The organism is Chitinophaga sancti, from assembly GCF_034087045.1.
Classification (GTDB): Bacteria; Bacteroidota; Bacteroidia; order Chitinophagales; family Chitinophagaceae; genus Chitinophaga; species Chitinophaga sancti_B.
Genome location: NZ_CP139247.1, coordinates 187,982 through 214,857 on the forward strand (window position 1 = coordinate 187,982; position 26,876 = coordinate 214,857).

General features: G+C 38.3%; 22 protein-coding genes. 13 read left to right on the forward strand and 9 right to left on the reverse strand.

The genetic code is table 11. The annotated features are described in order from the left end of the window. Positions 1–7 precede the first annotated feature (7 nt). Both SIO70_RS00695 and SIO70_RS00700 read right to left on the reverse strand, forming a co-directional pair. The gene (locus tag SIO70_RS00695; RefSeq protein ID WP_320578498.1) at positions 8–2,875 is read right to left on the reverse strand and encodes a SusC/RagA family TonB-linked outer membrane protein; all 2,868 of its coding nucleotides are present in this window, start codon (positions 2,873–2,875) and stop codon (positions 8–10) included. A gap of 413 nt (positions 2,876–3,288) precedes the next feature. Further along, positions 3,289–3,855 carry an RNA polymerase sigma factor gene (locus SIO70_RS00700; RefSeq protein ID WP_320578499.1) on the reverse strand — a complete coding sequence of 189 codons (567 nt, stop codon included), beginning with the start codon at positions 3,853–3,855 and terminating at the stop codon, positions 3,289–3,291. 188 nt (positions 3,856–4,043) lie between these two features. Between SIO70_RS00700 and SIO70_RS00705 the strand changes: the two genes are divergently transcribed. From SIO70_RS00705 to SIO70_RS00730, 6 genes are all read left to right on the forward strand, one after another. Then, positions 4,044–5,207 (forward strand): FecR family protein, encoded by a 1,164-nt coding sequence (locus tag SIO70_RS00705; protein ID WP_320578500.1) that lies wholly within the window; start codon positions 4,044–4,046, stop codon positions 5,205–5,207. A 34-nt stretch (positions 5,208–5,241) separates the two neighbouring features. Beyond that, entirely contained in the window at positions 5,242–6,237 is a 996-nt protein-coding gene (locus tag SIO70_RS00710; RefSeq protein WP_320578501.1) for an AraC family transcriptional regulator, read from the forward strand. A gap of 478 nt (positions 6,238–6,715) precedes the next feature. Continuing rightward, positions 6,716–7,267: an RNA polymerase sigma factor gene (locus SIO70_RS00715; RefSeq protein ID WP_083730331.1), complete on the forward strand. Its 552-nt coding sequence runs from the start codon at positions 6,716–6,718 to the stop codon at positions 7,265–7,267. A gap of 35 nt (positions 7,268–7,302) precedes the next feature. Further along, on the forward strand, positions 7,303–8,430 hold the full coding sequence (locus tag SIO70_RS00720; RefSeq protein ID WP_320578502.1) for a FecR family protein: 1,128 nt from the start codon (positions 7,303–7,305) through the stop codon (positions 8,428–8,430). A gap of 68 nt (positions 8,431–8,498) precedes the next feature. Then, positions 8,499–9,464: a hypothetical protein gene (locus SIO70_RS00725; RefSeq protein WP_320578503.1), complete on the forward strand. Its 966-nt coding sequence runs from the start codon at positions 8,499–8,501 to the stop codon at positions 9,462–9,464. A gap of 128 nt (positions 9,465–9,592) precedes the next feature. Next, positions 9,593–10,594 carry an AraC family transcriptional regulator gene (locus SIO70_RS00730; RefSeq protein ID WP_320578504.1) on the forward strand — a complete coding sequence of 334 codons (1,002 nt, stop codon included), beginning with the start codon at positions 9,593–9,595 and terminating at the stop codon, positions 10,592–10,594. Here SIO70_RS00730 and SIO70_RS00735 read toward each other — a convergent pair. Next, entirely contained in the window at positions 10,555–10,995 is a 441-nt protein-coding gene (locus SIO70_RS00735; protein ID WP_320578505.1) for a MauE/DoxX family redox-associated membrane protein, read from the reverse strand. The two genes, SIO70_RS00730 and SIO70_RS00735, sit on opposite strands and share 40 nt — an antisense overlap. A gap of 347 nt (positions 10,996–11,342) precedes the next feature. Between SIO70_RS00735 and SIO70_RS00740 the strand changes: the two genes are divergently transcribed. Beyond that, the gene (locus tag SIO70_RS00740) at positions 11,343–11,576 is read left to right on the forward strand and encodes a hypothetical protein (RefSeq protein WP_320578506.1); all 234 of its coding nucleotides are present in this window, start codon (positions 11,343–11,345) and stop codon (positions 11,574–11,576) included. An 80-nt stretch (positions 11,577–11,656) separates the two neighbouring features. Here SIO70_RS00740 and SIO70_RS00745 read toward each other — a convergent pair whose 3' ends face one another. The 3 genes from SIO70_RS00745 to SIO70_RS00755 all read right to left on the reverse strand — a co-directional run bounded on the left by SIO70_RS00745 (position 11,657) and on the right by SIO70_RS00755 (position 16,663). After that, complete coding sequence (locus tag SIO70_RS00745; RefSeq protein WP_320578508.1) at positions 11,657–11,932, reverse strand: hypothetical protein; 276 nt, start codon at positions 11,930–11,932, stop codon at positions 11,657–11,659. Between the two features lie 458 nt (positions 11,933–12,390). Then, positions 12,391–14,799 (reverse strand): DUF262 domain-containing protein, encoded by a 2,409-nt coding sequence (locus SIO70_RS00750; RefSeq protein WP_320578510.1) that lies wholly within the window; start codon positions 14,797–14,799, stop codon positions 12,391–12,393. Then, positions 14,792–16,663: a DUF262 domain-containing protein gene (locus tag SIO70_RS00755; RefSeq protein ID WP_320578512.1), complete on the reverse strand. Its 1,872-nt coding sequence runs from the start codon at positions 16,661–16,663 to the stop codon at positions 14,792–14,794. Before SIO70_RS00755 ends, SIO70_RS00750 begins: the two co-directional genes overlap by 8 nt. 528 nt (positions 16,664–17,191) lie before the next feature. Between SIO70_RS00755 and SIO70_RS00760 the strand changes: the two genes are divergently transcribed. The 5 genes from SIO70_RS00760 to SIO70_RS00775 all read left to right on the forward strand — a co-directional run bounded on the left by SIO70_RS00760 (position 17,192) and on the right by SIO70_RS00775 (position 24,468). After that, a complete protein-coding gene (locus SIO70_RS00760; RefSeq protein ID WP_320578514.1) occupies positions 17,192–17,593 on the forward strand; it encodes an AraC family transcriptional regulator in 402 nt (133 codons plus the stop codon). Between the two features lie 1,152 nt (positions 17,594–18,745). Further along, positions 18,746–20,656 carry a hypothetical protein gene (locus SIO70_RS00765; protein WP_320578516.1) on the forward strand — a complete coding sequence of 637 codons (1,911 nt, stop codon included), beginning with the start codon at positions 18,746–18,748 and terminating at the stop codon, positions 20,654–20,656. Positions 20,657–21,207: 551 nt separating this feature from the next. Beyond that, positions 21,208–22,278 (forward strand): hypothetical protein, encoded by a 1,071-nt coding sequence (locus SIO70_RS00770; protein WP_320578517.1) that lies wholly within the window; start codon positions 21,208–21,210, stop codon positions 22,276–22,278. Between the two features lie 11 nt (positions 22,279–22,289). Continuing rightward, positions 22,290–22,742 (forward strand): MauE/DoxX family redox-associated membrane protein, encoded by a 453-nt coding sequence (locus tag SIO70_RS33310; RefSeq protein WP_414017898.1) that lies wholly within the window; start codon positions 22,290–22,292, stop codon positions 22,740–22,742. Between the two features lie 151 nt (positions 22,743–22,893). Next, the gene (locus SIO70_RS00775; RefSeq protein WP_320578519.1) at positions 22,894–24,468 is read left to right on the forward strand and encodes an alpha/beta hydrolase family protein; all 1,575 of its coding nucleotides are present in this window, start codon (positions 22,894–22,896) and stop codon (positions 24,466–24,468) included. Positions 24,469–24,516: 48 nt separating this feature from the next. Here the strand turns inward: SIO70_RS00775 and SIO70_RS00780 are convergent, their stop codons facing one another. From SIO70_RS00780 to SIO70_RS00790, 3 genes are all read right to left on the reverse strand, one after another. Further along, positions 24,517–25,083, reverse strand: a complete 567-nt coding sequence (locus SIO70_RS00780; protein WP_320578521.1) for a hypothetical protein — start codon at positions 25,081–25,083, stop codon at positions 24,517–24,519. A gap of 322 nt (positions 25,084–25,405) precedes the next feature. Beyond that, complete coding sequence (locus SIO70_RS00785; protein WP_083730102.1) at positions 25,406–25,726, reverse strand: LytR/AlgR family response regulator transcription factor; 321 nt, start codon at positions 25,724–25,726, stop codon at positions 25,406–25,408. 15 nt (positions 25,727–25,741) lie between these two features. Further along, on the reverse strand, positions 25,742–26,053 hold the full coding sequence (locus SIO70_RS00790; RefSeq protein ID WP_320578524.1) for a hypothetical protein: 312 nt from the start codon (positions 26,051–26,053) through the stop codon (positions 25,742–25,744). 57 nt (positions 26,054–26,110) lie between these two features. On the opposite strand from SIO70_RS00790, the gene SIO70_RS00795 reads away from it, so the two are divergent. Next, positions 26,111–26,863: a hypothetical protein gene (locus tag SIO70_RS00795; RefSeq protein ID WP_320578526.1), complete on the forward strand. Its 753-nt coding sequence runs from the start codon at positions 26,111–26,113 to the stop codon at positions 26,861–26,863. Positions 26,864–26,876: the final 13 nt, after the last annotated feature.

Sequence of the window (26,876 nt, forward strand, 5' to 3'; positions counted from 1 at the left end):
CTTGATATTATAAAGTAATTGTAACTCCTGCACGCACAGTTCTAAGTACAGGTAATACGTTATGTGATTGTGTTTCCGGGTCTATTCCTTCATAAGCAGTAATCGTAAATAAATTTTCTGCCTGCACATACAACCTCGCATCTTTCACCTGCAGGTTTTTAAACAGTATCTTCTTTGAAATAGATACCGTTTTACACCTTACATAAGAGGCATCCCCATAATGAAGATTACTTTCCAGTGCCTTCATATATCCTTTTCGCAAAGTACTGGTCTGCGTAAACCGCTGCCAATCGCTTACCTGCCCTTTTTCCTGCCAACGATTCAATACAGCCACATTTTGATTACGCTGGTAACCCGGCATATAAGTGGGATCAAAAATATCCTTCATCCCCTGCTGTTGTACAAACTGGAAAAAGACATCTACTTCCCATGACTTGTACCGGAATGTATTTTCAATTCCGCCATAGAGCTTTGGTGCCAGGTTTACAGGCACTATTCTCTTCAAATTCTCTGATGCCGGTGCACCATGCCCCGTACCATCATCAAATAAATAAGCACCTGTATTAGGATCTGTGCCCATCGCCCTATACATCATTAATTGTGTGAGTGGCTTACCCACAATACCTAAATCAGCTGGAACTTGTCCGGGATATGAAACCAGCTTATTGAAAGGTAATGTTACATTCACCATAGCCGACCAACCGAAACGATTGTTACCAATATTATTCACATGTGCCATCCATTCCCAACCCGTATTACGCACGACTGCAGGAATATTACCTTTAGTACTGCCTGCCCCCGTTAGCTCCGGCAATGAATAATTCACCAACTGGTTAGAGGATCGATACCTGTAATGACTGGTGGTCAGGGATATTTTATCTTTCAAAAATCCTAACTCCAATCCTACTTCAAATTTCCGGGTTTGCTCCCAGGCATACTCCTGGTTGGCCAGGCTAGATGGCTGATAGCCTATTACTCCCTGGTAACTGCCACCCACCCGTTCATACTGCTCCAGGTAATTGTAGTCCCCAATTTGATCATTCCCGGCAATGCCATAGCTCATACGTAATTTCCCAAAACTGACCACATTTGCAGCAAAAGATGTAAACCGCTCTTCACTGAAGATCCATCCCACACCAACTGATCCAAAATTGGCATACTGCTTTTTACTACCAAACCGGCTACTGCCATCTCTTCTTACATTCAGGTTTAATAAGTACCTACTACATAACTGGTATCCTATACGTCCAAACAAAGCAGCATACCGATAATCAGTTTTATCAGAAGTGCCAGTTATGTTCCCCGCAAAAGCCAGGTTACCCAGGAATGCATCTTCTTTAAATCCAGTTGCATATATAGCTTGTCTATTCTCTGAATGACCTTGCAAAGTGGCGCCGAGTATAATACTAAACTTACTATTCCATAAATAGTTATCATAATTGATCTGGGGTTCAAATATGCGGGAGGTAGCATCATACTGGTAAGAGGTAGCACTACCTGTCGCACTATCTCTTAACGACGGCGGCCGTGTGCTAATGGGTGTAGTAGTCTGGGAATTACCTTCCAATAAATAATCGCCAAAACTTGCCTTTAACCACAATCTTGGTAAGATTTCATATTGGATTTTTACATTTCCATACAGGTTTTTCACATTCGCCTTAAACAGTGGCCCTATCAATGCGATCAACGGGTTCACATAACTAAAATTCAAGCTACCATCTGGATTGTAAATCGGGGGAGCATCCGGGGCAAATGTCGTAGCATTACTCATATCAGCCCCTGGCAAAAATGATTGATTCGTTGCATAAGCACCCGTTATCCCTACCTGGAACTTCCTATCAGGAGAAATCGCTGTAGAATTAAAATACACGTTACTCTTTTGTGTGTTAAAAGAACCAGGAAAAACAGTCCCCCTCTTCTGGTAAGATCCACTGATTAAATATTGCATTAACCCAATTCCACCCAACACACTCGCATGTACATTCATGATTCCTGCAGCATGACCTATTAATTCTTTTTGCCAATCAGTATACCTGGTTGTATCCCAAACCTCCAGGTCAGGAGCATTTCGTTCCCCAGCTGGTACATCATCATTTTTAAATGCCTCCCTACGCATGGCCAGGTATTGTTGTGTATTTAACAAGTGATTATACCGAGGCACCTGCTCAATGCCATAATTCACATCTACACTCAATGATGGCTTTCCTACTTTCCCTTTTTTTGTTGTAATTAAAACAACTCCGTTAGCACCCCTTGATCCATAAATGGAAGTAGCATCAGCATCTTTTAAAATAGTAATTGATTCAATATCGGAGGGATTAATAAAATCTAACGCATTACTTTCCTCTCCCCAGATCACAGAACCTAAGCCTCCTCTCAAAATTGGATTAAATGGGATATCATCTATTATATACAATGGCTTAGTATCATTCATCAAACTATTTTTCCCCCTGATTTGAACATTAATCGCTGTGCCAGACATACCACTGGTTTGAGAAATAAACATTCCAGGCACTCTTCCTTGTAACGCCAGTAAAGGATTTGATACAGGTTGAATGGATATATCTTCCGATTTAACAGGAGTAGCATTACCCGTATAAATTCTACGGGTAGTTAATTCGTATGCTACTACAACTGTTTCCCCTAGCGTAGTTACCTTATTTATCTTGCCTAAAGAATCTACTTTACGTGGAACTGTTCGAACTGGAATATCCTTCCCTTTTTCATCCCTGGCTGCCAACATAATTGTGTTAGTGCTATAGGTAAAATAGATCCCACTTTGCGCTTCAATCTTCTTTAAAACATCATCTAGGGGTGCATTATCACAGTCCAGGGTGATCCTTTTTGGTCCATTGAATATGTCCTTCGCATACATAAAATGTAATGCTGGTTTAATCTGCCGTTCAACTTGTTCTACAACTGATTGTAATTTTGCTTGTTTAACATGTAATGTAATTTTGGTTGGTGCATCTTGTCCCATGCTGGTAATTGGATGCAAGACCAATATTAGGTGCATGCCAATACAAGCAATAAAATTGCTTAAAAGTTTGTAATACTTCATACAATGACTTTTACGAAATAAATAACAATAGAATATTCTAAGTATAGAAATGGTGGAATTAAGCTAGCATTATGATACCCTCATTTACTAATTGATTGTGCTATTATTACTTAGTTGCCAGAACGGCAAAAAAGTACTTATACGATTGAACAATTTTTGAAAAAAAGTTCAATCATTATCAACTCGTAATGAATAGATCTATAAACGTAAATTATTATTAATAAAAACTAAAGGATTTTCGTGTCGTAAACATTCTGGGATAATGTATGACGGAGTAACTTTAATGCTCTTTGAATATGGTTCTTAACAGACTGAACATTAATATTCATTTCTTCAGCAATTTCTTTATAACTTTTGCTTTCAAGGTAAGCCAGTACAAAAGCTTTCCGTGTGGCGGGAGATATACCATGAATAGCCGTATAAATACGAACATATATTTCTTTTCCCTCTAGTGGCAATGTTGATGTAGTCTGATCCAGTTGTTCCAGGTAAAAAGATTCCCTTTCACGGCGTTTAATTTTTTGCCGTATTAATTCTGATACCTTATTATGAACAGCTCCACTTAAGTAACTCTGTAAACTTGTGTTGATTTTTATTTTCCCCCGATTATTCCAAACAGATATAAGAATATCCTGTACTACATCTTTCGCTTCGTCCTCATTTTGAAGCTTCCTAAAAGCCAACAAAAATAAATATGAACGGTAATGATCTATGATTTCTCTAAATGCATCGTTATCCCCATCTCTTAGCCGCTCGATAAGTTGGTCCCCATTGTAATGGTTGTCTACAGTCATAATGATTTGAGATTATACATTGTACTCTAAGCTACGAATAAGGATGGTCGTAGTGGTTAACCGGATGTTAATGAACCAAAATATTTCTTTAAAAAAAAGCCGTTTTCGATGAGTACCTTTTTCAGATTGCGACTACTTACATCATACTTAGTTGAATACTGATTATGTAATTAACACCTGATTGTATCATGCCTATTCCCCCCGATTTTGTCGAAAAACTGGTGCTAGAGAAGATATCCGGGGTTATTACCCCTGAACATAGCGCCCTCCTGGATAAACTTTTAGCTGAAAGTGAAGAAGCGCAGGCAATTTGGAAAGAGCTTAGAGAACTGCTACCTGATAGTTATCTCGACAAAATAAAAACTGAACTGGAATCTTCTCTCCCAATGGAAAGAATATTAAGGTATGCCCAGGAAGAGGAGACCAGGCGAAGAAAATACAGGTATCGAATTGCACTACTGGCTCCTGTTACGCTCCTGGCTATAGGTGGGCTTTGCTATTTAGGAATAGTTAAATCTACCAGTCAGAATCAGGCGCTGGCAAAAAAAGAAAGATTGCTAAGCTCCAGTATTACACTATCCTTACCCGGCCAATCACCAGTGATATTGGGCCAACAATATGCAACTTTTAATAGTAAAGGAGCAGCCTTTCATGAAGAGAAAGGAGCTTTGTCATGGACTGGTAAAACTAAGCCAGAGCCGGCCACACTCACTGTTCCTGTTACCAAACAGTATAAGGTAACCTTACCTGATGGTACTAAAATAATGCTGAATGCCGCCTCATCTATTCAATTTCCTTTAAATTTTGGTAAGGGCAACCGGGAAATCACCCTCCTTACCGGTGAAGCATTTATAGAAGTAGCAAAAGACCCAAGCCACCCGTTTTTAGTTCACCTCCCTAACAATACCATCCAGGTATTAGGCACTGCTTTTAATGTTGATACCTATGAAAAAAACCTTGTTAAAGTGGCATTGACCAGTGGGAAAATAACACTCAGGTCTGGTAGTTATTCCACTACTTTATCTCCAGGCCAACTAGCCATTAGCGAAACGGGCAAACAAATAAAGATCAACACTTTCGACCAGGACTCTTTACTTGCCTGGAAAGATGGTGTTTACGATTATGATGAAGCCTCCCTCCAGGAGGTAATGAATGCTGTATCACGAACATTTGGCATTCTTGTCGTATTTGATGATCCGGGAGTTGAATCCAGGAAGCTAAAGGCATACTTTACAAACACTGACACATTATCAGTATTTATGAAGAACCTGAATACTGCCCAGGTATGCAATTATACATTTACAGGTACTGGTATGGATAGTGTGCTTCACATAAAAGAATACAAGAAATAACCCTACATCCCTGATCATTAAAACATCCATGAAAATGAATTCTACACTATTTAAAGCCAATAAATTGCTCTTAATTGAAAAAAAAGAGCACCATCATACATCTTCTGTGAATATACCAGAAGAATATGTAAAACTTGTACTGCCCTATGCTGGAATTCATTTTCGCCAGGATAATGATTGCGACATCCTGACACAAAACATTGCGGCCGGTCCTTTCTCCGTTTGGGTACACGATATCTTTGCCAAAGAAGATATTACGCTGTTACCATATACCCCCTACCACATTTGGGCACTTAATTATATGTATGAAGATAGCCTGGTAGCAGAAACACGCCAGAAAAATTCGTTCCTGCTGGAAGAAAAAGAATGCAATCTCTTCAATCTTTATCCAGGCGTCCACAGCATTCCAATGGAAGCTAACAAGAAAATACTATCCGTACACATCAACATCCGACCAAAACTGCTGCCTTACCTGGTGGATAAATATCCAATTCTTGCTTCACTTCAATCGGACATCCGGTTGATCAAAAGTGGCCCGGTAAATCCTTTGCCGCACCATATCAACCCTGTATGTGACTTTCTTATTCAGAAATTATTAAGTTGTACTTACACAGGCAGCAGGGCATATTTTTTTATCCAACGATGCTGCATTGACTTATTCATCAACTTTGCCCGCCAGGATGCGGCATCGGATCAGCCATTCCTGTTCCATAATTTGTTGCATATGGACACCTTCCATCAATTATTTCAACATCTGCTCGAGCATCCGCATAAAAATCATTCACTGGCCGAATTGTCCTATATGTTCTTTATGGAACCAGCTCAGCTGGCCCACGGATTTGAACAACATTTTTCCATGCCGATAGAGGATTTTATTACAATGATAAGGATGATAGTGACTTATAACCTGCTGTATAAAAGTAAGTTGTCATTAAAAGATATCATGTACGCGGTAGGATTCAGCACTGTAGAGGAAATGGTGCAAAGAATAGAATGTTATTATGATTGTGATATTGACCAAATGAGGTAAAAAACCACTAAATACCGTTCTCCCATTTCTTATTCATCACTCCTAAATAGTAAATAATACGAATCCGCTAACTTTATAACTATCCCACCAAATTGCGCTTTCACTATCTTTTATCCCATTCAGCAGTGGCATGCATCCGGGGCAAATAAACCGGGTTACCGGATACCCGGCAGAAAAACTAGCTAAAGATACCACATCCCGGATGCAACACTCGCTTCCCTTTCTATCAGGCTATCAACTATCTAATTCACCAATACTCACAATTTGATACTTATATTAATAAGTATTTCCCATCATTAACACTGTGTTAACCTCGTTTTTCTATCGTTTTATTAGCTTAGAGTAACAATTATTTAAGGGAGGACGACTACCAGGATATGATAAAAAGCTATATATTGTAAGCCGATCGTATATCGCGTCATGTGAGTACACAATCCTGGAAACATTACTAACCAAGGCTGAAATCCAAATTATCGTTATGCAAAGTTTCGAAAGCTATAACGACGAGCAACTATTTCTGTTACTGCAGGCTGGTAGCAATGAGGCATTTAACATCCTCTTCGAACGATACCGTAAGCGCCTGTTCCTGGAAGCCTTCACCCGGTTGCAAAACGAGGAGGAGGCAAATGACATTGTACAAGAGGTATTCATGTGGCTCTGGAATAAAAGGGCCACATTGGATATTGGCAATTGCTTAAAGCCATATCTTGTAAGAGTCGTAAGAAACAAGGTGGTTGACCATGTTCGAAAGTCTACTACTGCCAGAAACCATAGGCAAAACTATACCTGGGTAGCAGATACCCATACCAACCAATTACCTATGGAAGCAAAAGAACTGGGCAAACAACTGTCCGAAGCAATTAATAGCATTACGCCGGCCAGTCGCCTGGCTTTTGAGCAGCTATATTTGCAAGATAAAAGTCTCAGGGAAATTGCTATTGAAATGGACATTAATGTACAATCCGTTAAAAACCATATTCACCGGGCGCTCAAAATCCTTCGAAAAAACTTAAAACATAGTTTGTCATAAGTACCTTTTCTAACTTTTTACGACTATAGGGTAATATGTCTGTAAATCCGGAATATATTGAACAATTGGTGTTGGATGAAATTGCAGGGGTCATTACACCGGAAGACAGTGCTACTCTCAATAACCTCCTGGTGAAGGAACCGGAAGCGCTTGTCATTCGTAATGACCTGTACAAACAATATAGCGAACACCCCGCTCTCCACGACCTACCACGTACCCTTTCAGTTGAAAAGGTATGGGAAGGAATACGGAAGCAAAGGAAAGGGTATGCATTCCTCCGGGCAGCAATGGGAATAGCCGCTGCTATACTTGTCATATTTGGATCACATCTACTTTTTTCACCGGGTGCAAGAAAGCCTGCTTTGGCACAAAAAGAGCTGCCTGCAACCAATAATAATATTGTGCTGCGGTTACCAGGTGGCCAGGAGGTAAACCTGGGCAACTCACAGCAAAAAGTTCAGATTGGAGACTTAACCCTCCAAAACAAAGAAAAGAAACTATCCTATGTAGCCCCATCCCACTACGGCAACCAAATGGCTACGCTGGTAGTTCCACAAGGGAAAGATTACGCCCTCACCCTCTCCGATGGAACAGAAATTCAGCTGAATGCGGCTACCAAACTAAGTTTTCCTTTTTCTTTTGATGGTAAAACAAGAGAGATCACCGTTAGTGGGGAAGCTTATGTAAAGGTGGCGCCAGATGCGATCAAACCCTTCTTTGTCCATTTACCTAATAGTACCATCCAGGTGCTGGGCACAGAATTCAATGTGAATACTTACGATATTGACCAGGAACGTGTATCCCTGGTAAAAGGGGCCATTAAATTAGGAACAAATAAAGACTCTATCCTTTTGCACCCGGGTTTTTCCGTTAGCTCTTCTCCGGAAGGTAATCTTCATGAAATACCTTTTGATGCAGAGGAAATACTCTCCTGGCGCCAGGGCATTTATATTTTTCAGAATGCAAATGTCAATGACATGGCAAAGGTTATTACCAGGTGGTTCGGCATCCAGGTAATTGTTGACAACCCTATGAAAGCTCATCATAAATTCAGGGGCTCAATTAATAAGAACCAACCCATACACGTTTTCCTGGATGGTTTAAAATTCACAGGACAGTTTGATTATCATTTTGACAAAGACAGTGTTTTGCATATGCAGTAACCAACCATGATCTTATTGAAGATAACCCCTTTAAGTAGTAAGTATTCATGCATTCCACATTAAATAACGTGAACAAAAGTTTACCACTGGAACGAACTGCCCGCAAATATCTGCCTGCAGCTACAATTCCATCCGAATACCAGCAAATACTGCTTCCTCAGGCAGGATATTACTTCCGGCAGGATCATGCCTGCGATATACTTTCTCAACATCTTCTTCTCGGCCCTTACTCTGTATGGTTGCATGATATCCTGGCGAAAGGTCCTATCCTGTTACGCTCCTTTACGCCTATTCCTGTTTTTGTATTGCAATTTATGTTCGAAGACAGTTTGCCAGTACCCAGGGCAGGATATATCCTGGAAGAACGTGAATGTAATGGTTTCTACCTCACGCCAGGGCAATTGTACAGAATGCCCATGAACACCGGGAAAAAGATATTTTCATTTCATATTAATATTGAGCCCCTGGAAATGGAAGGGCTTGCTAAAAAATATCCCCAGGTTACCCATTTAACCACAGGCATTCACCCCAAGGTTAGTGCCTCTATTAATAATCACCCTTATCATATAAATGCGGTATGTGATATGCTGGTCAGGAAAATAATGACTTGCAAATACACAGGGGTAACCGCCAGGCACTTCCTCCAACGCTGTTGCACAGATATCCTGCTCAATTATGCGAAACAACATATTGATTCTCAAACGCCATTTATATATACCAGTATGCTAAGGGCAGATACCTACCATAACCTGTTTAATTATCTCTCGGATCATCCTCACAAAGTACACCCCTTGCCAGAAATTTCTTATATGTATAACATTCCGGTAGAAGAACTGGAACATGGTTTCGAACAACATTTTGCTATTTCCATCGCTGACTACCTGCACATGGGGAAAATGATGATGATATGGCATGCTATACAGGAGAATGCTTTTCCACTTGAAGAAATCGCAAAAGTGACCAATTATAAACAAGTAGCCTCTATGCTAGAGGCTGTAGAAGAATATTATGGGTTCAATCCTGTGAATCATTAAAATGCATGTTACCTTTTCTACACCTCTGCAATGGAAGTGATAATAAGATTGTCATATTGACTTATAGCTAGTAGTAGTTAACACCACCATTAACAGAGAAAAACATCCCTTAAAATAAAACATCTCCCATGTTAACACATCCAGCGGGTAAAACCGAAAAGCTGTTCTATGTAGAGAAGGGTAAAACAGCATTTGACGACGTTTCAAGGCTTCCGGAAGAATACTTACAGCTTGTATTACCATATGCAGGCGTCTATTTTGAACAAGATGCTGAATGTGATATCATTAGTCAGACGATTGCGCTGAGGCAATTCTCCTTTTGGATACAGGAAGTATATGCCCACGAAGCTCTAATATTATGTCCATTCGCACCCATTCCTATTTGGGCGTTACATTTTATGTATGATGCCAGTCTCCAGGTTCAGTTGTATGAAAATAAATCATTGGTACTGCAGGAAAGAGAGTGCAACCTGTTTAGCCTGGAATCAGATATCCATAAAGTGCCCCTGGTAAGGGGGCAAAAGTTATTATCCTGCCATATTAACATTTTACCTGAAAAATTCCAGGAGCTGGCAAGAAAGTATCCCTCTTTACGGAACCTGGCAAAGCTGAAATCACCTGGTGTAAGTGGTCCTTTGAATAAATACCCCTACCACATCAACCAGGTATGCAATTTTATATTACGCAAAATGCTCACCTGCAGGCATATTAACTTCCCGGCAGAGTGCTTCCTGTTCAGATGTTGTCTCGACCTGTTCTTTAATTTTGCCCAGCAGGACAAGCAATTGCCCCTTGAAAGCAAACATGTGTTATACACCAATGAGCTGAACCAGTTATTCAATTTCGTAATTGAAAATCCACACCAACCTTGTAGTACCAAACAATTAGCATTGTTGTTTGAAATACCTGAAGAAGAGTTAGCACCCGCATTTCTTTTACAATTCTCAACATCATTAAAGGATTTTATCCTGATGGTAAAAATGATGATGATCTTTGCATTACTAACAGAAAAAGGAACAAGTCTTACGGAAATTGCATCAGTAGCCGGGTTCAGGAACTGGGAGTCAATGAATACCGCATTTAATAATTATTACGAATGCGAATTGGAAGAACTAAGGCGGGCAATGTGAGGTCTTGACAGCCAGATAGCCAGTATCGCTACAACAATAAAGAAGCTATTGAACACCAGGTGTTCTCTCCAGGACATGAGTTCAATAACACCGCCACAACTACAGGGAATGTGGGGGCTAAAGTTGAGGATTAATATGATATAAATTGTAAAGCCCAACATTAAGGCCAGGGAAGCATACAACCCCTTTAATCTAAAAGCAGGAATTAACAGGGCAATCGATACAAGAATTTCGGCAATAGGTACTACCCAGGCAATCCAACTAGCTACCGGTGCTAAAATCGGGGAGGTGGCGATTTGCTCGCTAAATACACTAAAGTCCATGAATTTGCTAATGGCGGTGTATACAAACAATATGATAAACAGCATAGAGATGATCTCTATTATGGTACTTCTTTTCATAATTGGGGAATACTTGCTTTAAGAACTACAACGATAAAGGTAATGGTGCAGGAGGATTGTATACTTAGGAGAAACATGCGAAAGTTTGGAGGCGTGAGCTGGTAATAATAAACAGGTACTCCAAAGCACACTGCGTCAAAATTACCGTACTTTTAATTATCCGGTTAAACATCTCATAGCGAAGGGATGGAGAACGCAGAGCAATTATACCGAACAACCAGTCCAACATTGTCAGTTACCTTCGGGAGAAGTTACCAACTACCACTTTTTCACACGGAGTTAATACCAGGTAGTAATTTCATTACATCAAAGTTTAGCTTTTTTGAATTACAAAAAGCATTCAAACTATGAAAGCTAGAGTAATCGCCATGACCATGGCTGCCTTTACAGTGCTGGGAGCTTTATTTGCTTTCAAGGCATATAAGGAAGCTTATGCTGGCACGCTGTACTGTTCTTACACCACTTCATTGAGTTGTACTGCTGCTCAAAGTGGAAGTATTACCACCTCACCGTACATTGGAGGTTATTGTACTACAGGGTTTGGAGCACCTTGTACAACAATGGTATATATAACTGCATAAAATCGGTAAAAGTAAAGGCTGACCAAAAGCGATTGCAAACTTTTTTGGTCAGCCTTTTTATTTTAGTTGAATAAAATCGATCAAGGATCCTTTACTACAAGTACTAACGTACAACCATTGGCTTTTACAGTATTACAATACCCAAAATACGGACCAGGGTTGACAGGCACAAAATTCGGAATTGTTTTTGTGCAAATACCGGGGTTATTCCACTTGGCACAATAAATAACTCCTGAACCTCTCTTTTCCGTAAAGGATACTAATCCTACTACGGCTGAAAATGCAAAAAGAAATTTCAAGTACAGAAATTTCATATTTGTTCCATCTTTGTTAAAAAGGAATTTAAATTTTCCCATAAGGAATAATTTAAGGAATTGGCCTACACTTAAAGGATAGTCATCTCAATATACTGGTCGTAGGCTTAACCAGTTATGAGATAAGGATAGTGCAGATTTTGTTTGATAGCCATTCTTTGATTAAACATTCATTTTTTGGATAGCGAAGGAAAATTCGGAGTAAAGGTAAGATGAGGTAGGGGATATTGGATTGGAGACAGGGAATATTAAGTTTGGTATCAATAATATGGAATAATGTGATTGGCTGGAAAGTAAAAGTTAAATATAGTAATGATTATAATGTAGGGATGGGCCAAGTTTATGGTATCGGGAAAATCAACAGCTTGGATTCAGGTTCTACTTCATCAAGGTTCAATCTATAGCTTAGTCCAGGCTTTAAATAAAAATATCCAACTTAAATTTATAAGCAGACTTTCAACTGTTTAGCCGCTTGAAAGTCTGCTTATAAAATTTATATTCTATTCAATCATCTCAGGATTCTTCTTTTGGGTGTCCATAAAATTTCGAATTTTAAAAAGCATACTCTCTTGATTGTCTTCATCAAAAATTTCGCTTGAAATTCTATCAACAAATGGTTCTACTCCATCAATTGATTCCACCAATGAATACCCATAACTGAATTCCATTTCTTGTATTTCAGACGGCTCCAAATCTTCCAATAAATGAAACACCAACCTCCCATCACTCAAAAAATTAGCTACAAGCGTTTCCGAATCCAATTTTTTATATAACGTCACATCATAATCCCAGTAAAATGGCGTCTCCCCACATTGCTTATGGGTAGTAAAATCAAATCGTTGAATCATAAGCGTAATGATCTCATTTCGAAAAGAATTAAGCATTACCCTATCATACCAGCTTCCTGGTCTATGTACATATAAATTATTCTCATACCATTTAAGCTCAATCCCTTTATCTGCGTGTAAATTCTGCAACCAATCATGAAAATCCGCCGGCTGGTACAATTTTTCATGCATATGCCTGGCTAAAGTAAAAAAATTAGGTTCATCTAAAGCAGAAGGCCTGTCTATTAATTCATTCATCAATTCTACTTGCGCAGCCTCGTCTGGCAACGAACAAATAGATTGAATGAAGTCCATGGCCTTAGGGTTTCTTCGTAATATCAATCTCCAATTATCAGTATAATCCTTTAAATTCATCATTAATAAATCACTCCAGGTTTGAACCTGCGAAATATATGCTCTCATCAGCATATAATCTTTAGCGAAAGGTCCTTGAGGTCCAGCCCCTGAAAACATTTTCATCGCCAAATCACTTCTATGCAAAAATCCATTCACATCTTCATCATCCGACAATAGAAATCTAATATTACCCATAAATAAAGGATGTCCTTCCGCCTTAACCAGTAAAGGTTCCCAATCACCGTTTGATAATATCAATTTCGCCTTCGCCACCTCTTCTAATAATTGGTTCTTAAGAAACGAGCTTTCCGTTTTAATAATTTCTTCACATGCTGGTTGCAATAAGAAACTATAAATATCTTCCACCCCCACAGCCATTTTATCTACCAATCTCATTACTCTCCACATATTTTGAGAACTACGTACATCAGGGTCAATCGCCAGGTTCCAGACGACTCTTAACCATCGTTGCATTGCCACCCTATCATAAGGTATTTCCTCCAAAAAACGTGTCACACTATAATAGATAATACGCTGGGGAAATGTGGCATTCTCCTCAAAAAAATGCCACCTTTGCCTGGTTGGCCACGCAGGTTGAAGCAACTCATTAATCTCACTGTGATGAATACTAAGCCCATCTAATACCCTTTCGATTTTCGAAACTACGTCACTATTCTCAAACACTTTTGCAAATTCATCAAAGCCGGTATACCTCTCTTGGTCATTGGCCACAAACCTCTCCCAAAATGGTTTCTGGTGTTCAAGACTATTAAGATAAGAGGGAGTAATTCCCATAAAATGATGAAAAAGGTACCAATTCCAAAAGCGAAAATAACCTCCATCTACCACCTTACCAATATTGGGATCATTATCCTCCGCATAATTCCAGAAAAGGCGTGTCCATTCATTATCCAATTTTAGGCTAAAAGCCATATGATAGCTCATTTCTCTCCCATCATACACTACTCGTTTAGCAAATAATGGATGTGCGCCATTAGCTTTTCCCTGCATCCACTTTATAAGATCCGCTTTAAAATTTTCAAAATCTGATAGCTGTTTCCCTCTTGCATTCATTTTAATATACAGCTCATCTGTCAGGCTAAAACTCTTAAGCGGAAGAATATAAAACGTTACGTTACTCAGCAATGGGAATAATTGCCGACCTTCTTGTTCATAACGTTCATGTATGTCATCAAGAACAACTAACATTGATGCTACGGTAGGATTTAAACGGTATACCTCATAATACCAGGCTGAATTACCGATTTCTTTAGAAGGTAATATATCAAACGACAATCGAATACTACATAGCCGCTCACAAAATTCCCTGGCACTTGCCCTGGTAGAATAAGAAAAACGTGAAAGCAAATCACACATATTGGTTAGCTCCTGGCCATATAATTCACGATTTGAGATATACCAATACAAAAGAAAGAGTGCAGTAAGGCGTTGTTGTCCATCCAAGGGAATTAATATCTGCTTTCCATCCAATTCTTCAATCGCCCCATAAATAAAATCCAGTTCAAAGTTATCACCACTTATAACAGCATTAAACAAAGCATCCAAAAATCGCTTCCGAATCCTATACTCCTGGGGCCTACCCTGCGCATAATCTCTCTGGATCATAGGTATTTGAATCCCTTGTAAATTATACGTATAAGCGTTTCCTTGTTCAAGTACATCTATAGTACCATTCAGCAAATCAGGTAGTGTATATTTACGCATGTTGAGTAATTGACTGGGGTTTATTAGGTAAAAATCGTTCCAGGGTCTTCACAATGGCATTTCTATAGTCCTTCACATCCTCACTTGTCCAGGTTGACGGGGTATTGCCAGCATGATCATAATACTTCAGGAAAACATTTCTCGTACACACCGGGATAAACACCCCCGCTTTATCTTTTTCTATAATAATTCTCCGTTTGGTAGTAAAAAGTGCATTGCCATAAGCTCTATTGGTACCGGCATCCAATAATGCAAGGTTACCTATATTATCTTTCACAAGCTCATCATTCCTATCTTCCTTTGCAATTTTTGTAATCGCTGTAAATAAATTCTCAAACGGCTCCTTGCTAGCCTCATTATCCAGAAAGTTTCTAACCTTGAGTAGTAATGATTCATCAATATTTTCAAGGTCTACCAGGGCATTTTCCAGCCACTCTTTTCTGGCATCCTTAGTATGTAATTCATTTTCCGTGAGGGAATCTATATGCTCCACGTCCCACCCCTTGCCAATACTCACACCATTATATGCTTCAAATGGGAATTTCAAAATAATACTGTTTTTCTTACATTGCTGTACAATACTTTCAATATTAAAAAGCAGTAATAGTTGCCGGACCTTTTCGTAGTCCTTATTGTAGGTAAGATCAAGGAAAATATCCTGGTTAGTTGGATCAAGGGCCCACTTGACAGTACTGAACAACGATCTTATTTTTTGCTCTAACATATTTGTGATTGCCTCACGGCTGGGCAATTTTTCATTAACAATCGCCTTATAAATCCTGGATAGGGGCTCATTATTACACGCCACCCAAAATCCCACATAATGGTACCACACAGGGGTGTTATACCATTCCTGCACCTGCCTGAAGCATCCTATCACCACTCCCCAGATCCTCTTCATATCATCATAAGTCTTATTTTTATATAATAATTGATAAAAATAACGGAAGGTGGCATGATCATCTGTCCCAATAAGTTCGACTAATTGCGGGTCTTCCGCTATCGCTACTTCTTTTAAAAGATCCAGCAGCAATTCTATACGACAAGGTCTATTTGAAGGATACTTATTCAAGAAGGCCCAAAACAAGGGTTGTTGCAAAGCATTTTCAATTTCATCCCATTCATTAGCAATCTCTAATTGACGAAGTCGGGCTAGCTCGTTTTTATCTGGTCCAAAATTGGTCTTTTGAAGAAATAATGCCTTAATAAGCTCCGCATTACTAAGAGGGATTTTCCCAAGATTGATCCTCACAAAACTATCAATAGGATTTTCCATAGGATTCAATTCATACCAAATGATTTGGGCGACCCCTTCACTTTGTTGTGTTTGCTTATCATACACAAGCATGCGTAACATACTTTCTCTGGCATCCCTTGGTATATCCTGCTTTTCAAACCATAATCTAACAGCAGTATATGCCCTACTCATATGATACAGGTCAATATCATGTCCTACATTTTCTTCAATTCGCTGTAAAAACTGCTCGGATTCCATTCGGGTTTGATAATGTATACTATACACCTCTTTCTTATATTCACTCTTCAGTGTAGCCCCTCTCAAATGAGTTGCAATTAGATACTCCATTAATATCCTAATGGTTGTAAGCCTTTGCTGCCCATCAACAACCTCCCACCCTGAAATTTCAGCATTAGTTTCATTACTCCAGGTAGACTTCTTCACGACAATGGGCTGTAAGCAATAAAACTCCTCAATGCTCTTTTTCTTTTTTGCGAAACTGAATAGATCCTCCAATAAATCATTGACATGCTGAGGGCTCCAACGATATCCTCTCTGGTAAGAAGGTATAAAGAATTGCTTTCCTAATAGGTCTGCTATTGAAAGCAACATAAGTGATTGTGCCATATTTAACTAGCTAGCTTAACAATAATATATTAACCTCTTGGTAACAATAAAAATCCCATTTAGTTGACTATAAGGCAAATATTTCTCGAATTATTAATACTTTCCCACAGTTATTAACATGGACTTAACTAAATACTTGTAAGTTTTACCGAAATTACACTAACCTCAAAATACATTTTTATGATCCCTCAATATTCTAAAATTGATACTTCCTAGTAGGGTGTATTCTTCACCAAAGATTCAGAAAAATCACGCTTATAAAAAACAAATCAGCAGGTCTAAAAAAAAGCTGCCTCCGATTATAAAATCGAGCAGGTGATTATCATTTTCAAAATCAGGGGATAATAACGAACCGGCAAGTTCTGCTAATTTTCTTCGGCAATTTTCCGGATTGAAATAAACCAGATATTCGTATAACCAATTAAGTAAAGCAAGAATTACTATTAGTAGATTCTTGTTACCGGTATCTTGTTGCTTTTACCCAAGGTATAATAGGAGCCTCCTGGGTAGTATTCAATTCGCAACTCTATGAAAAAGAAAAAAAACACCTCAATTAAGCTTAACACTTCGCTTCAGGCATGGAAGAAAATAGAGGAAATAAAAGAACTGATTGATGAACTACACAGGCAAAACGTCTACCATCTTACAATACGTGAACTCTCATTAAAGTTTTTCATGAGCAAAAGTTTGATTACAAAAACGTTTCGTCTCCGTTATCACACTTCAGTACATCAATATATTATAAAACAAAAAATGGAGTATGCTAAAATCTTGTTGTTAAACAACAGGGAACAGTCAATAACTAAAATTGCTGAAAAGCTTGGATATTCCCTTAGTTCAAATTTCACAAGAGACTTTAAGAAACATACTGGCAATTTGCCTTTACAATTTTCAAAAAGTGCATTTCTGAGTAAGACAAGTAATTACTGAATAAAGAAGGTTCAATAATCATTTTGAATCTTTTTATACCCATTTTGATATCATTAAATTGAAAAATAATCAGGAATTTACATCAAAACATTTAAGTCACAGCTATAAGAATAGACACAGTTTTTTTAGCCTTATATCTGTTAGTTCCTTCAATTCAATTTTTCATAACAACAACTCCAAAAAACCTCAATTAATAACCTTTCGTATTTTTTCAACCCCAAAATATAATATGAAACAATTCAAATTAATCGCAGTAGCAATAATGCTGATTGCTACTTTCAGTGCATTCGCTGGAAAGAAATCCTCACAAAAGTTTCTTCAAAATTACGGTTGGTTTAGATACCAGAATGTTGTTTGTATGTTTGACGTATTAGACAACAATACACTCTGTGACATTTACTCATATGGTTCCATATGTACCATTAATTACACAACAGCATACGATACTGAAGCAGCTTGCAATTATGAATTATCATCTCATTACCTGAGAAGGTATTACTAATCTGTATTGGGATGATAAATGAATAAACGACTTATCATCCCAATTCATAAACCTATAATTCAAGTGATTACACGACTGACACCCCGATATCTATAGATGTCATCCATTACAGCTAAAACAAGCCATCCAGATCAACTAGCTAACTTAACATTAATATCTTAACCGCACCGCAACAATAAAATCCATATTTAGTTGCCTGAATCCGCAAATATTTCACCATTACATCATACTTTTTCTCATTTTATTAACACCGACTTAACTATATAATTGTAAGTTTTACCGAAATTACACTCACCTCAAAATACCATTTATGATCACTCAATATGCTACAATAAATACATCCTAGCGGCATGTCTTCTTCACTAAAAGATTAAGCAATAACCACTCCTTTTAAAACCAAATCAACGATTTTTTTTAAAAAAAAGCTGCCTCCGATTATAAAATCGAGCATGGGATTATCATTTTTGCAACCCAATGATAATATCGAAAAGGGAGGTTCGGCTAATTTTCATCAACAATTTTCTACATTGAAATAATATAGATATTCGTATAACCAATAAAGTTAAATAAGTATTATAAAACTTGTGACGAGCAACCCTGAGTAATAAAGTGAGGAGTGAAAATAATAAAACCAATCCACGAAATCGGCAATGAAAACACTCGCATTCTGGCTACTGTCATTATTACTATTTACATTCCATTCAAACGCCCAGCAGCTTAAACAAATCGTAGAAACCATTTCAGAAAAATTCATTAATTATTCAAAATCACATGCAGATGCAGCTCTCTTCCTCCACACGAACAAATCAATTTTCCAGGCAGGGGAATCTATTTGGGCTACAGCATATTTATTGAATATAGAACTGGAAGATTCTTTAAAATACAATACACTCATGTTGTGCCTGGTTGACCCAGTCATAAAAAAATCTTTTGCCCCACAAAAATTTGCTATTATAAATGGTATTGCACAGGTAGGTTTAACGATTCCAGATACACTCCCATCGGCAGATTACGTACTTACCGCTTACACAAACGCATATGCAGAAGGTAAGCATGAAAAAATTTTCAAACAGGTAGTAACTATCAGGTCTAACACAACACCATTCAGGAAAACAATACCTGGCGCTGATAAGCATTTTACAGCACCTATTAACGAAAAGGAAGGTTATAAGGTAGCTTTAGTACAACCAAAAGGTGAGGACTCCATCATTACAGCAATTAATATCCCTGAAAGCCCACAAAACATCTTACTTTCCTACCATGATCTTAAAAAATCACTGGAAGTCCTGGCTGTTCAAATGAAAGGCACATTTGGTCAGCTAAAAATACCAAACACAGGACTGAGGCCAGGGTTGCAAAAAATAGAATTATTAAATACTGATCAAAAAATACTCGCCGATACTCTTTTCTGGAAAGAACCTGAAACAATTAAAGTGAAACTGGAGATAGATTCAGCTATTCATAGTTTAAGGACTAACTGCCATTGTCGTATTTCAATCCACGATGCATCTGGGAACCCGATCCCTGCTATGTTTTCAATTAGCTGCTCGCTCAGCAAAACAATACTTCCTACTTTACCTGATATACGTAAATACTATTATTTTGAACAATTTTTACCTCCTGCTTTTCAAATTCCTTTTTATTGGGACTATAAAACAACAATTGACAGTATTAACACACTTCAAGGAATTGGTAATTGGATAGATGCAGATACAATAGCAGAGAAATCTACTCCTTTTATTCCCATCACCGGACAAGTATTCCAGAATGGCAGGAAGCCAAAACGTCCTGTATCAATTTTATTACTTGGAGGAACCACACCGGTAAATTTTCAAACTGACAATACCGGTTTCTTCAGTATTAGTAGTGACATGATAAGAAGTATCAACACCTCATTCTATGTTACCATTAGTGGGGGTGACAATCTCGAATCATATGAAATTCAATTAAATTCTTCCACTGATACATTAAATGACCAGGTTGCCAATCAACCTTTCATATTTCCTAACCCACCAGGAAATTCTTCACCACAGGTATATAATATGCAAGTCATGAGTGATCAAACAATTACATTAAAAGCAGTAACTGTAAAATCGGCTCCATATAGTGCTGACTTCAATTCGGGGGTACCATTCTTTGACAAAGGTTGTAATGCCTATGTTTGCAATCATGACGTATGGATGTGCACGGCCAACCCGGTATCACTACACACGCTCACAAAGCCAATTCCTGGTAAAAAATATTTTGATCCTAAAACAAATACTTATATTCTATATAAAGGCTGCCCGCAAGATTATGAACCACCCAAATTCATGAAATCCATCTCTCCTATTTGGTATGCCGCTCAATTTCATGCACCAGACTATCGCCAGGAAAAGATAACAATCCCTCAAACAAACACTACATTATATTGGAACCACCTCATGAGGAACAATACTGACGGGAAAGCATCATTTAATTTTTATACTAATGATCTCCCAGGCATATACAAATGTGTTATTCAAGGCATCACTGATAAAGGGCCATTTTGCATAACAAAAACTTTCGAAGTAGTTAAATAAAAAATACAATAATCATTTTGAATGTTTTTATCTCCCTTTTGATATCATTAAATTGAGAAATTGTTAGCAATTTTATCCTCGAATAATCAACATCGCAGCTATAAGAATAGACACAGTTTTTCTTTTGATCCTTATATCTGTTAATTCCATTCATTTAATTTAAAAACGCCGATTAAACCTCATTAATAACCTATTTATAAAGCTTTTTTCTCAACCAAATACTAAAACATGAAACATTTCAAGTTAATCGCAATAGCAATCATGTTGATTGCTACCGGTAGCGCATTCGCAGGAAGAAAATCTTCACAAAAATTCCTTCAAATTTACGGCTGGTTTAGGTATCAAAATGCAATTTGCATGTTTGATATTTTAGATAATAATTCAGTCTGCGATATCTATTCATATGGTTCCATATGCACTATTTCATACACAACCGCATATGATACTGAAGCGGCATGTAATTATGAATTATCATCTCATTACCTAAGAAGGTACTATTAATCACTCCCGGGATAATAAAGGTGATCTACCTTTATTATCCCTATTCCTTTATGAACCCAATGAAAAACAGGATAAAAAATCTTCTGTCCATATTTGCATTTGCTGTTACTATCATAGTTACCCTACACATCTATGCAAAAATCGACACATTCAAATCCAACAATTTTAATCGGTTAATTCTAAACAATGCTATCTCAGAAGAAAAGAATTGGCAGCTAGCGGGTAACACCTGGCAAATATCCGGTATTTCGGGAGATGATATTTACCTGGGTAATCGTAAGTACCTGAACCTATTAATGAAATGCAATATCCCAAAAAACGACACTCACTTCATACAAATTAAATTGGACCAGGCAGATACAATGCATTTCAACAATGCCAGCTTGTATATAAACGATACTAGTTTCTTCCTGGTAGATGGAAATCTAAGAAAAATTTACAAAGGAGATGTTGGAAAATGGGAAGCTCACTTACTCCAAGCCGACCGCTCTACATTCGATCTGGCGCTGCCTATATCTAACAATACATTCACTTATCGATTATTAAACCGCCAGGATGGATTTGAATTAGCTAAAAAATCATTTGACAAGGACAGCTTCACCCAGGTAAATGGATTACTCCAAAAACAGTTAGACGGTGTATTCTGTAAGGATGGGCAATTGCTATATGACCCTTATGAATCAAAAATCATCTATACCTACCTCTACAGGAACGAATTCATTGTAGCAGATAGTAACCTACACCTATTATATAGGGGACATACATTAGACACAACCGTCCATGCAAAATTAAAGCTCTCAAACCGGAGAGAAAATGGGGTTGTTACAATAGAAGCGCCGCCGTTGATTGTAAGTAGGAAAAGCTGTGTAAGCCATGGATTATTATTTATCAACTCCGGATTAAAAGCTGATAATGAAAATAGGGAAGATTTTTCCCATTCTTCGGTAGTAGATATTTATGATCTCAAAAATGGGAAATACCTTTCCAGCTTCTATATACCATATGAAAACGATGTCAAATTCAAGGATTTTAGAGTCAATGGAGACCAGGTGATTGCTCTTTACGATCATGCACTTAAAATATACCAACTACATCTCCCGGGTATAAATTTAAAATCATAAAAATCCGAATCATGCCACAATACAAATTGCCCCCCTACCCGAAACGGGTGTGGATAGTCGACCTGATCACATGTCTTTTTATACTATTATTCACATATGCTGCTGTCAGCAAATTAACAGATGTTCAAAATTTCAAAACACAAATTAGTCAATCACCATTATTAACGCCTTTCGGTGCCACCATTATGTGGGTAATCCCTACGATTGAATTCATCATTGTAGGCTTGTTACTGTTCAATAAAACAAGAATGACAGGGCTATACTTTAGTTATGGATTAATGGTAATATTCACCATGTATATTATCGCCATTACCCAATTTAGCACTTTCATACCGTGCTCTTGTGGTGGAATCTTACAACAAATGACCTGGAACCAACATCTTTTTTTCAACCTCATTTTCGTCGTCTTAGGAATAATTTCGGTATTAATTTATCGCCCCAGGAATATAGCTTTTCCCTCATAAGTCGAACAATGTACTTAAATTTTAAAGAGCTCCGTTTTACCACGGAGCTCTTTTTTTAAAAATACTATTATTCAACCATTCTTTTAATCTATTTCCCCTGTTAGCATTGTCTTACTATAAATAGTCCATTTGTAGCCAACCACTAAAACCAATGCCAGTTTTTCTGAAATTACTACTGATAACCTTATCTTTTAAGGTTAATGTAGATACAACCATTATACAATTGGAAGATAGCACCACCGTATTGTGTGCTACAGGAGAAAAATATGCACTTACTCAAAACAAAGTCAATGCATGGGAATACTATTGGAATCATCCTTTGCCTGCCGCTCTTTATCTCACTGAACTAAACTCAGGTAAAAAATTAAAAATAGCAGAAAACCCAAAAGGGTTAGTCATACATGCCAGTTTATCACCATCAGAAAAATACGTTTCCTGGTATGATACATATCTCAAAAGTATTTGTATCTACAATATAGCAAGCTCCAGTATACTCATTCTTCAAAAAAACATTCAATGTTTACCCCAATGGTTTCCAGATGACTCAGCATTTATTGTGTATGATCAATATGATATCTGGAAAATAATTCCAGGTAGAAATATGCACATTAACCTGACTAATGGTTATGGAAGAAAACATAAAATCATTTTCAGACAACTAACCGATTCAATACTTGTTGCCTTTAACACTATAAATAAACAAAACGGCTTTTTTAAACTCACTGAAAATGATCCAAAGCTACTTTCCATGGATGATTGCCTCTATTATTTCCCAATCTACCCCCTGGATGAATTTAAACCTGTAAAATCGATTGACAGCACCACCTGGCTTTTATTAAAACAAGACGCAGGAATTCCGCCTTCCTATTATTCTACGAGTGATTTTAAGACATTTTACCCAATAGATTCTTTCAAACCGCCGACTTTATTAAAATCCACAATTATCCGTTTTAAGCATATCACGGGGATCCTATATACTCCTTTAACATTTGACAGCTCTAAAAAATATCCACTTATCATTACTTATTATCAAAATTTCAGTAACAACCTACATAAGTTTCAGCCATTGCAAAACAGCGAGGGGACACTTAATATACCGACTTATATTAGTAGCGGGTATATGGTATTTGTGCCGGACATAAAAACTAAAAAGGGACATCCTGGTCCATCCACTGCCAGGATAGTGGCCAGGTCTGCTAAACAGCTCCGTAAATATAAATGGATAGACCAAAAACATATAGGTCTCCAGGGGTTTAGCTTTGGAGGATACATCACCAACTATGTCATTACACACTCCAGGATATTTGCTGCAGCCCAGGAATCTGCAGGGCCAGTGGATTTTATAAGTGGTTATGGAAGTGTAAAAAAGGGGTCAAATACATCCTTGCAGCCGCTTTATGAAAGGGGCCAAAATAATATGTGGACAACACCCTGGGATAATCCCAGGAAATATTTATTGAATTCCCCAATCATCAAGGTGCAGCATATCACTACACCATTGTTAATCCTCCATAATGAGAATGATATCATTGTTCCGTATGCGCAATCTATGGAATTATTCATGGCTATGCGCCGCCTGGATAAACAAGTGTGGTGGATTCAATATAAAGACGAAGGGCACCAGTTATTTAAAAGGGAAAACCAGGAAGATTTTTCCAGGAAACAATTGGAATTCTTCAATCACTTCCTGAAGGGTGCTCCGCCCCCTTCCTGGATGGCAAAATAAAAGGGGAGCTCTTTAAAGAACTCCCCTGATCAATGATCGGGTCCAACACTATGCCATCATCACTTCCAATACCGTCTCATTCGCCGGCAGGTCCAATGCACTAGCAGCAATGATACTGCCTTGCAATTCATCATTCAGCGCAGTGGCTGTATACACCCAGTCCAGGCCATTACCCTGCAACACAGCATCACCTTGCTCAATCACCACACCTGCAGCAGTTGTAATCTTCACCCGTACACTGGCGACCTTAAAGTCATCAATGGCCCTGACGGTGATCTTACTACCAATCGCACCTGTGTAAAGATGAGTAGTGATACTACTGATCTCCGGCGCCTTGTAGGCATCTCTTACTGCCAGGTTATAAGCCGACTGGTCTTTTTTAGCAGCTGCTTCATACTGCCCTTTCAGATCCGGGTCTTGCATCACCGCCTTTGCATACACAATCGCCATCTTAAACCTACTTTGCACTTCCTGCTGTTTTTCAGTGGGAGGAACCTTACTCGCTCCCCTGTGCTTACCTAACAGGGTTGTACCGGATCTCTTCTTCGTGATCGTTAACATTTTCCCTACGGAGCCAGAGGCTTCCTTCAGGATGATATTTTCTGATTTTGCCATAAAAATTTGTTTAGTTTGATAAGATTGCTTCGAATGTTGTTCGAGCGTTGTTCGAATGTTCTTCGAGTATTGTTCGAACGTTGTTCGAGTGTTGTATACCCTTTCTTCGACGCTTGTTCGACACTAGTTCGACGCTTGTTCGAATGACAGCTATCCAGTGGAATAGAAAGGTGCCTCTCTCCCATCCCGGGCACAGCCTGTACAACTGTCTTTCATGACAACAATATTAGCGAGGTAACAAAAGAGAAAAGAAAAAATTCGGTGGTGAAGCGATAAGCGATGGTTGGCGAAGCGATAAGTGGAGGATGAGTGCAACGAACATTTACATGATAATATTCAACCTGCTGAATAATTTTTCAGCATAAGATCTTGACAGGGGAATATCCCTGTCAAGAATTCTAACTGAATTAGCAGTAAAACTGCTAATATGCTCTAGAGCCGCTATGTAAGTGCGATGTACCCGGCAAAAGAGCGCCACGGGTAATTGCTCCTCCAGCTGGCCGAGTGTACTGCTTACCAGGTGTACACCCTCCTTAGTAATGATCTTAGACCATCCGCCACTGGCCTCGACCAGTATGACGACTCGGCTATCAACGCGCGTGAATAGCCCTTCGGTTTTCCGAATGAATAAACTGTCATTCATAATTAAAAATTTGGTTTATTTCCCTTTCTTCATTTTCCAGAAGCGGTAGATGAGAACATCCCGATCAATCCTTGTGAAGTAATCAAGGAATTGGCCGAAGGTTAACATATACTTAGGAGGCTTTCCATGGTATATTATCGCATCTCTCCTGAATCTGGTCGAATGCCTCAGGGAGTAATCTGTGATTTTTTCGATTTCCTTTGAGGAAATCGGCATTTTCAATAAATAAGCGAATCTGCCATTTTGGCCAAATTCGCCATTTTGGTCAATTGCCACTTTTGTTGATTTTGGGATCTTAACTTCATATTGTTTGATTTTACGTGGCAAGACGAATATAAAAATATTTCTTCTTATCACGATCAATTTACATCCAAAAAAATCCAAATGAAGATGACATTTTATCGTAAACGACTGCTAAGCAGGCGTAAAAGAAAAACTATGTCTTTAAGAAAAAACAGGAAAATAAATCCTGAATTGATTCATGCAGCACGTGTCGCAAAGCTAATACGGACAATAGGTTGCGCCGGTCCGATTATAATGCAACGTGATCGCAGTCGATTTCGTCAAATCGCAAAATTCATTTTGCAACAGGTGATAAAATCAGATAAACAGAACCCACCTGGTAAGCGAAATGTACTCAAAGGAAATATGCGATTATTGGAAGGATATGACCTGGAAACAGACGTACCACTATTGGAAATTATACGTGCACCATTTACCTCCACTGTCGATGCTAATAATGGTGACATGCACATTTACTTTCCATCTTTTATTCCATCGAAGCAATTGATTTACCCGGACAATGCCACCCATTGCAAAATAATAGCAGTAGGCGCTTCAATGGACTTGAATTATTACAATGCTACTATGGAATCTGACACCTCATCACTGATTCCATTAGTAAATGAAGCTGTTCCAGCTTTTACCCTGAACGTGCATATTCCACCGAACCATGGGCAAACCATGCTATTGCTAATGGGTATTAGCTATATCAATACACCCACGTCAAGTGGTAATGTAGTCCCCCTTTGCCAGGCTGCAAAAATCCTGCAGGTGGAACGCACTCCAGAACGGTTAAAATTCATAAAAGGCAATAAAATGCTCATTATGAATTTCGATGAAAAAAATCCTTTTTAACAATTAAAAATTC

Coding starts and splice junctions, on each gene's coding strand:
- SIO70_RS00755 (WP_320578512.1), bottom strand. CDS start 16,663: ATGGCACAATCACTTATGTTGCTTTCAATAGCAGACCTATTAGGAAAG.
- SIO70_RS00795 (WP_320578526.1), top strand. CDS start 26,111: ATGAAGATGACATTTTATCGTAAACGACTGCTAAGCAGGCGTAAAAGA.
- SIO70_RS00695 (WP_320578498.1), bottom strand. CDS start 2,875: ATGTATGCGAAGGACATATTCAATGGACCAAAAAGGATCACCCTGGAC.
- SIO70_RS00735 (WP_320578505.1), bottom strand. CDS start 10,995: ATGAAAAGAAGTACCATAATAGAGATCATCTCTATGCTGTTTATCATA.
- SIO70_RS00750 (WP_320578510.1), bottom strand. CDS start 14,799: ATGCGTAAATATACACTACCTGATTTGCTGAATGGTACTATAGATGTA.
- SIO70_RS00775 (WP_320578519.1), top strand. CDS start 22,894: ATGCCAGTTTTTCTGAAATTACTACTGATAACCTTATCTTTTAAGGTT.
- SIO70_RS00760 (WP_320578514.1), top strand. CDS start 17,192: ATGAAAAAGAAAAAAAACACCTCAATTAAGCTTAACACTTCGCTTCAG.
- SIO70_RS00715 (WP_083730331.1), top strand. CDS start 6,716: ATGCAAAGTTTCGAAAGCTATAACGACGAGCAACTATTTCTGTTACTG.
- SIO70_RS00720 (WP_320578502.1), top strand. CDS start 7,303: ATGTCTGTAAATCCGGAATATATTGAACAATTGGTGTTGGATGAAATT.
- SIO70_RS00770 (WP_320578517.1), top strand. CDS start 21,208: ATGAACCCAATGAAAAACAGGATAAAAAATCTTCTGTCCATATTTGCA.
- SIO70_RS00710 (WP_320578501.1), top strand. CDS start 5,242: ATGAATTCTACACTATTTAAAGCCAATAAATTGCTCTTAATTGAAAAA.
- SIO70_RS00700 (WP_320578499.1), bottom strand. CDS start 3,855: ATGACTGTAGACAACCATTACAATGGGGACCAACTTATCGAGCGGCTA.
- SIO70_RS00745 (WP_320578508.1), bottom strand. CDS start 11,932: ATGGGAAAATTTAAATTCCTTTTTAACAAAGATGGAACAAATATGAAA.
- SIO70_RS00765 (WP_320578516.1), top strand. CDS start 18,746: ATGAAAACACTCGCATTCTGGCTACTGTCATTATTACTATTTACATTC.
- SIO70_RS00785 (WP_083730102.1), bottom strand. CDS start 25,726: ATGAATGACAGTTTATTCATTCGGAAAACCGAAGGGCTATTCACGCGC.
- SIO70_RS00730 (WP_320578504.1), top strand. CDS start 9,593: ATGTTAACACATCCAGCGGGTAAAACCGAAAAGCTGTTCTATGTAGAG.
- SIO70_RS33310 (WP_414017898.1), top strand. CDS start 22,290: ATGCCACAATACAAATTGCCCCCCTACCCGAAACGGGTGTGGATAGTC.
- SIO70_RS00780 (WP_320578521.1), bottom strand. CDS start 25,083: ATGGCAAAATCAGAAAATATCATCCTGAAGGAAGCCTCTGGCTCCGTA.
- SIO70_RS00740 (WP_320578506.1), top strand. CDS start 11,343: ATGAAAGCTAGAGTAATCGCCATGACCATGGCTGCCTTTACAGTGCTG.
- SIO70_RS00705 (WP_320578500.1), top strand. CDS start 4,044: ATGCCTATTCCCCCCGATTTTGTCGAAAAACTGGTGCTAGAGAAGATA.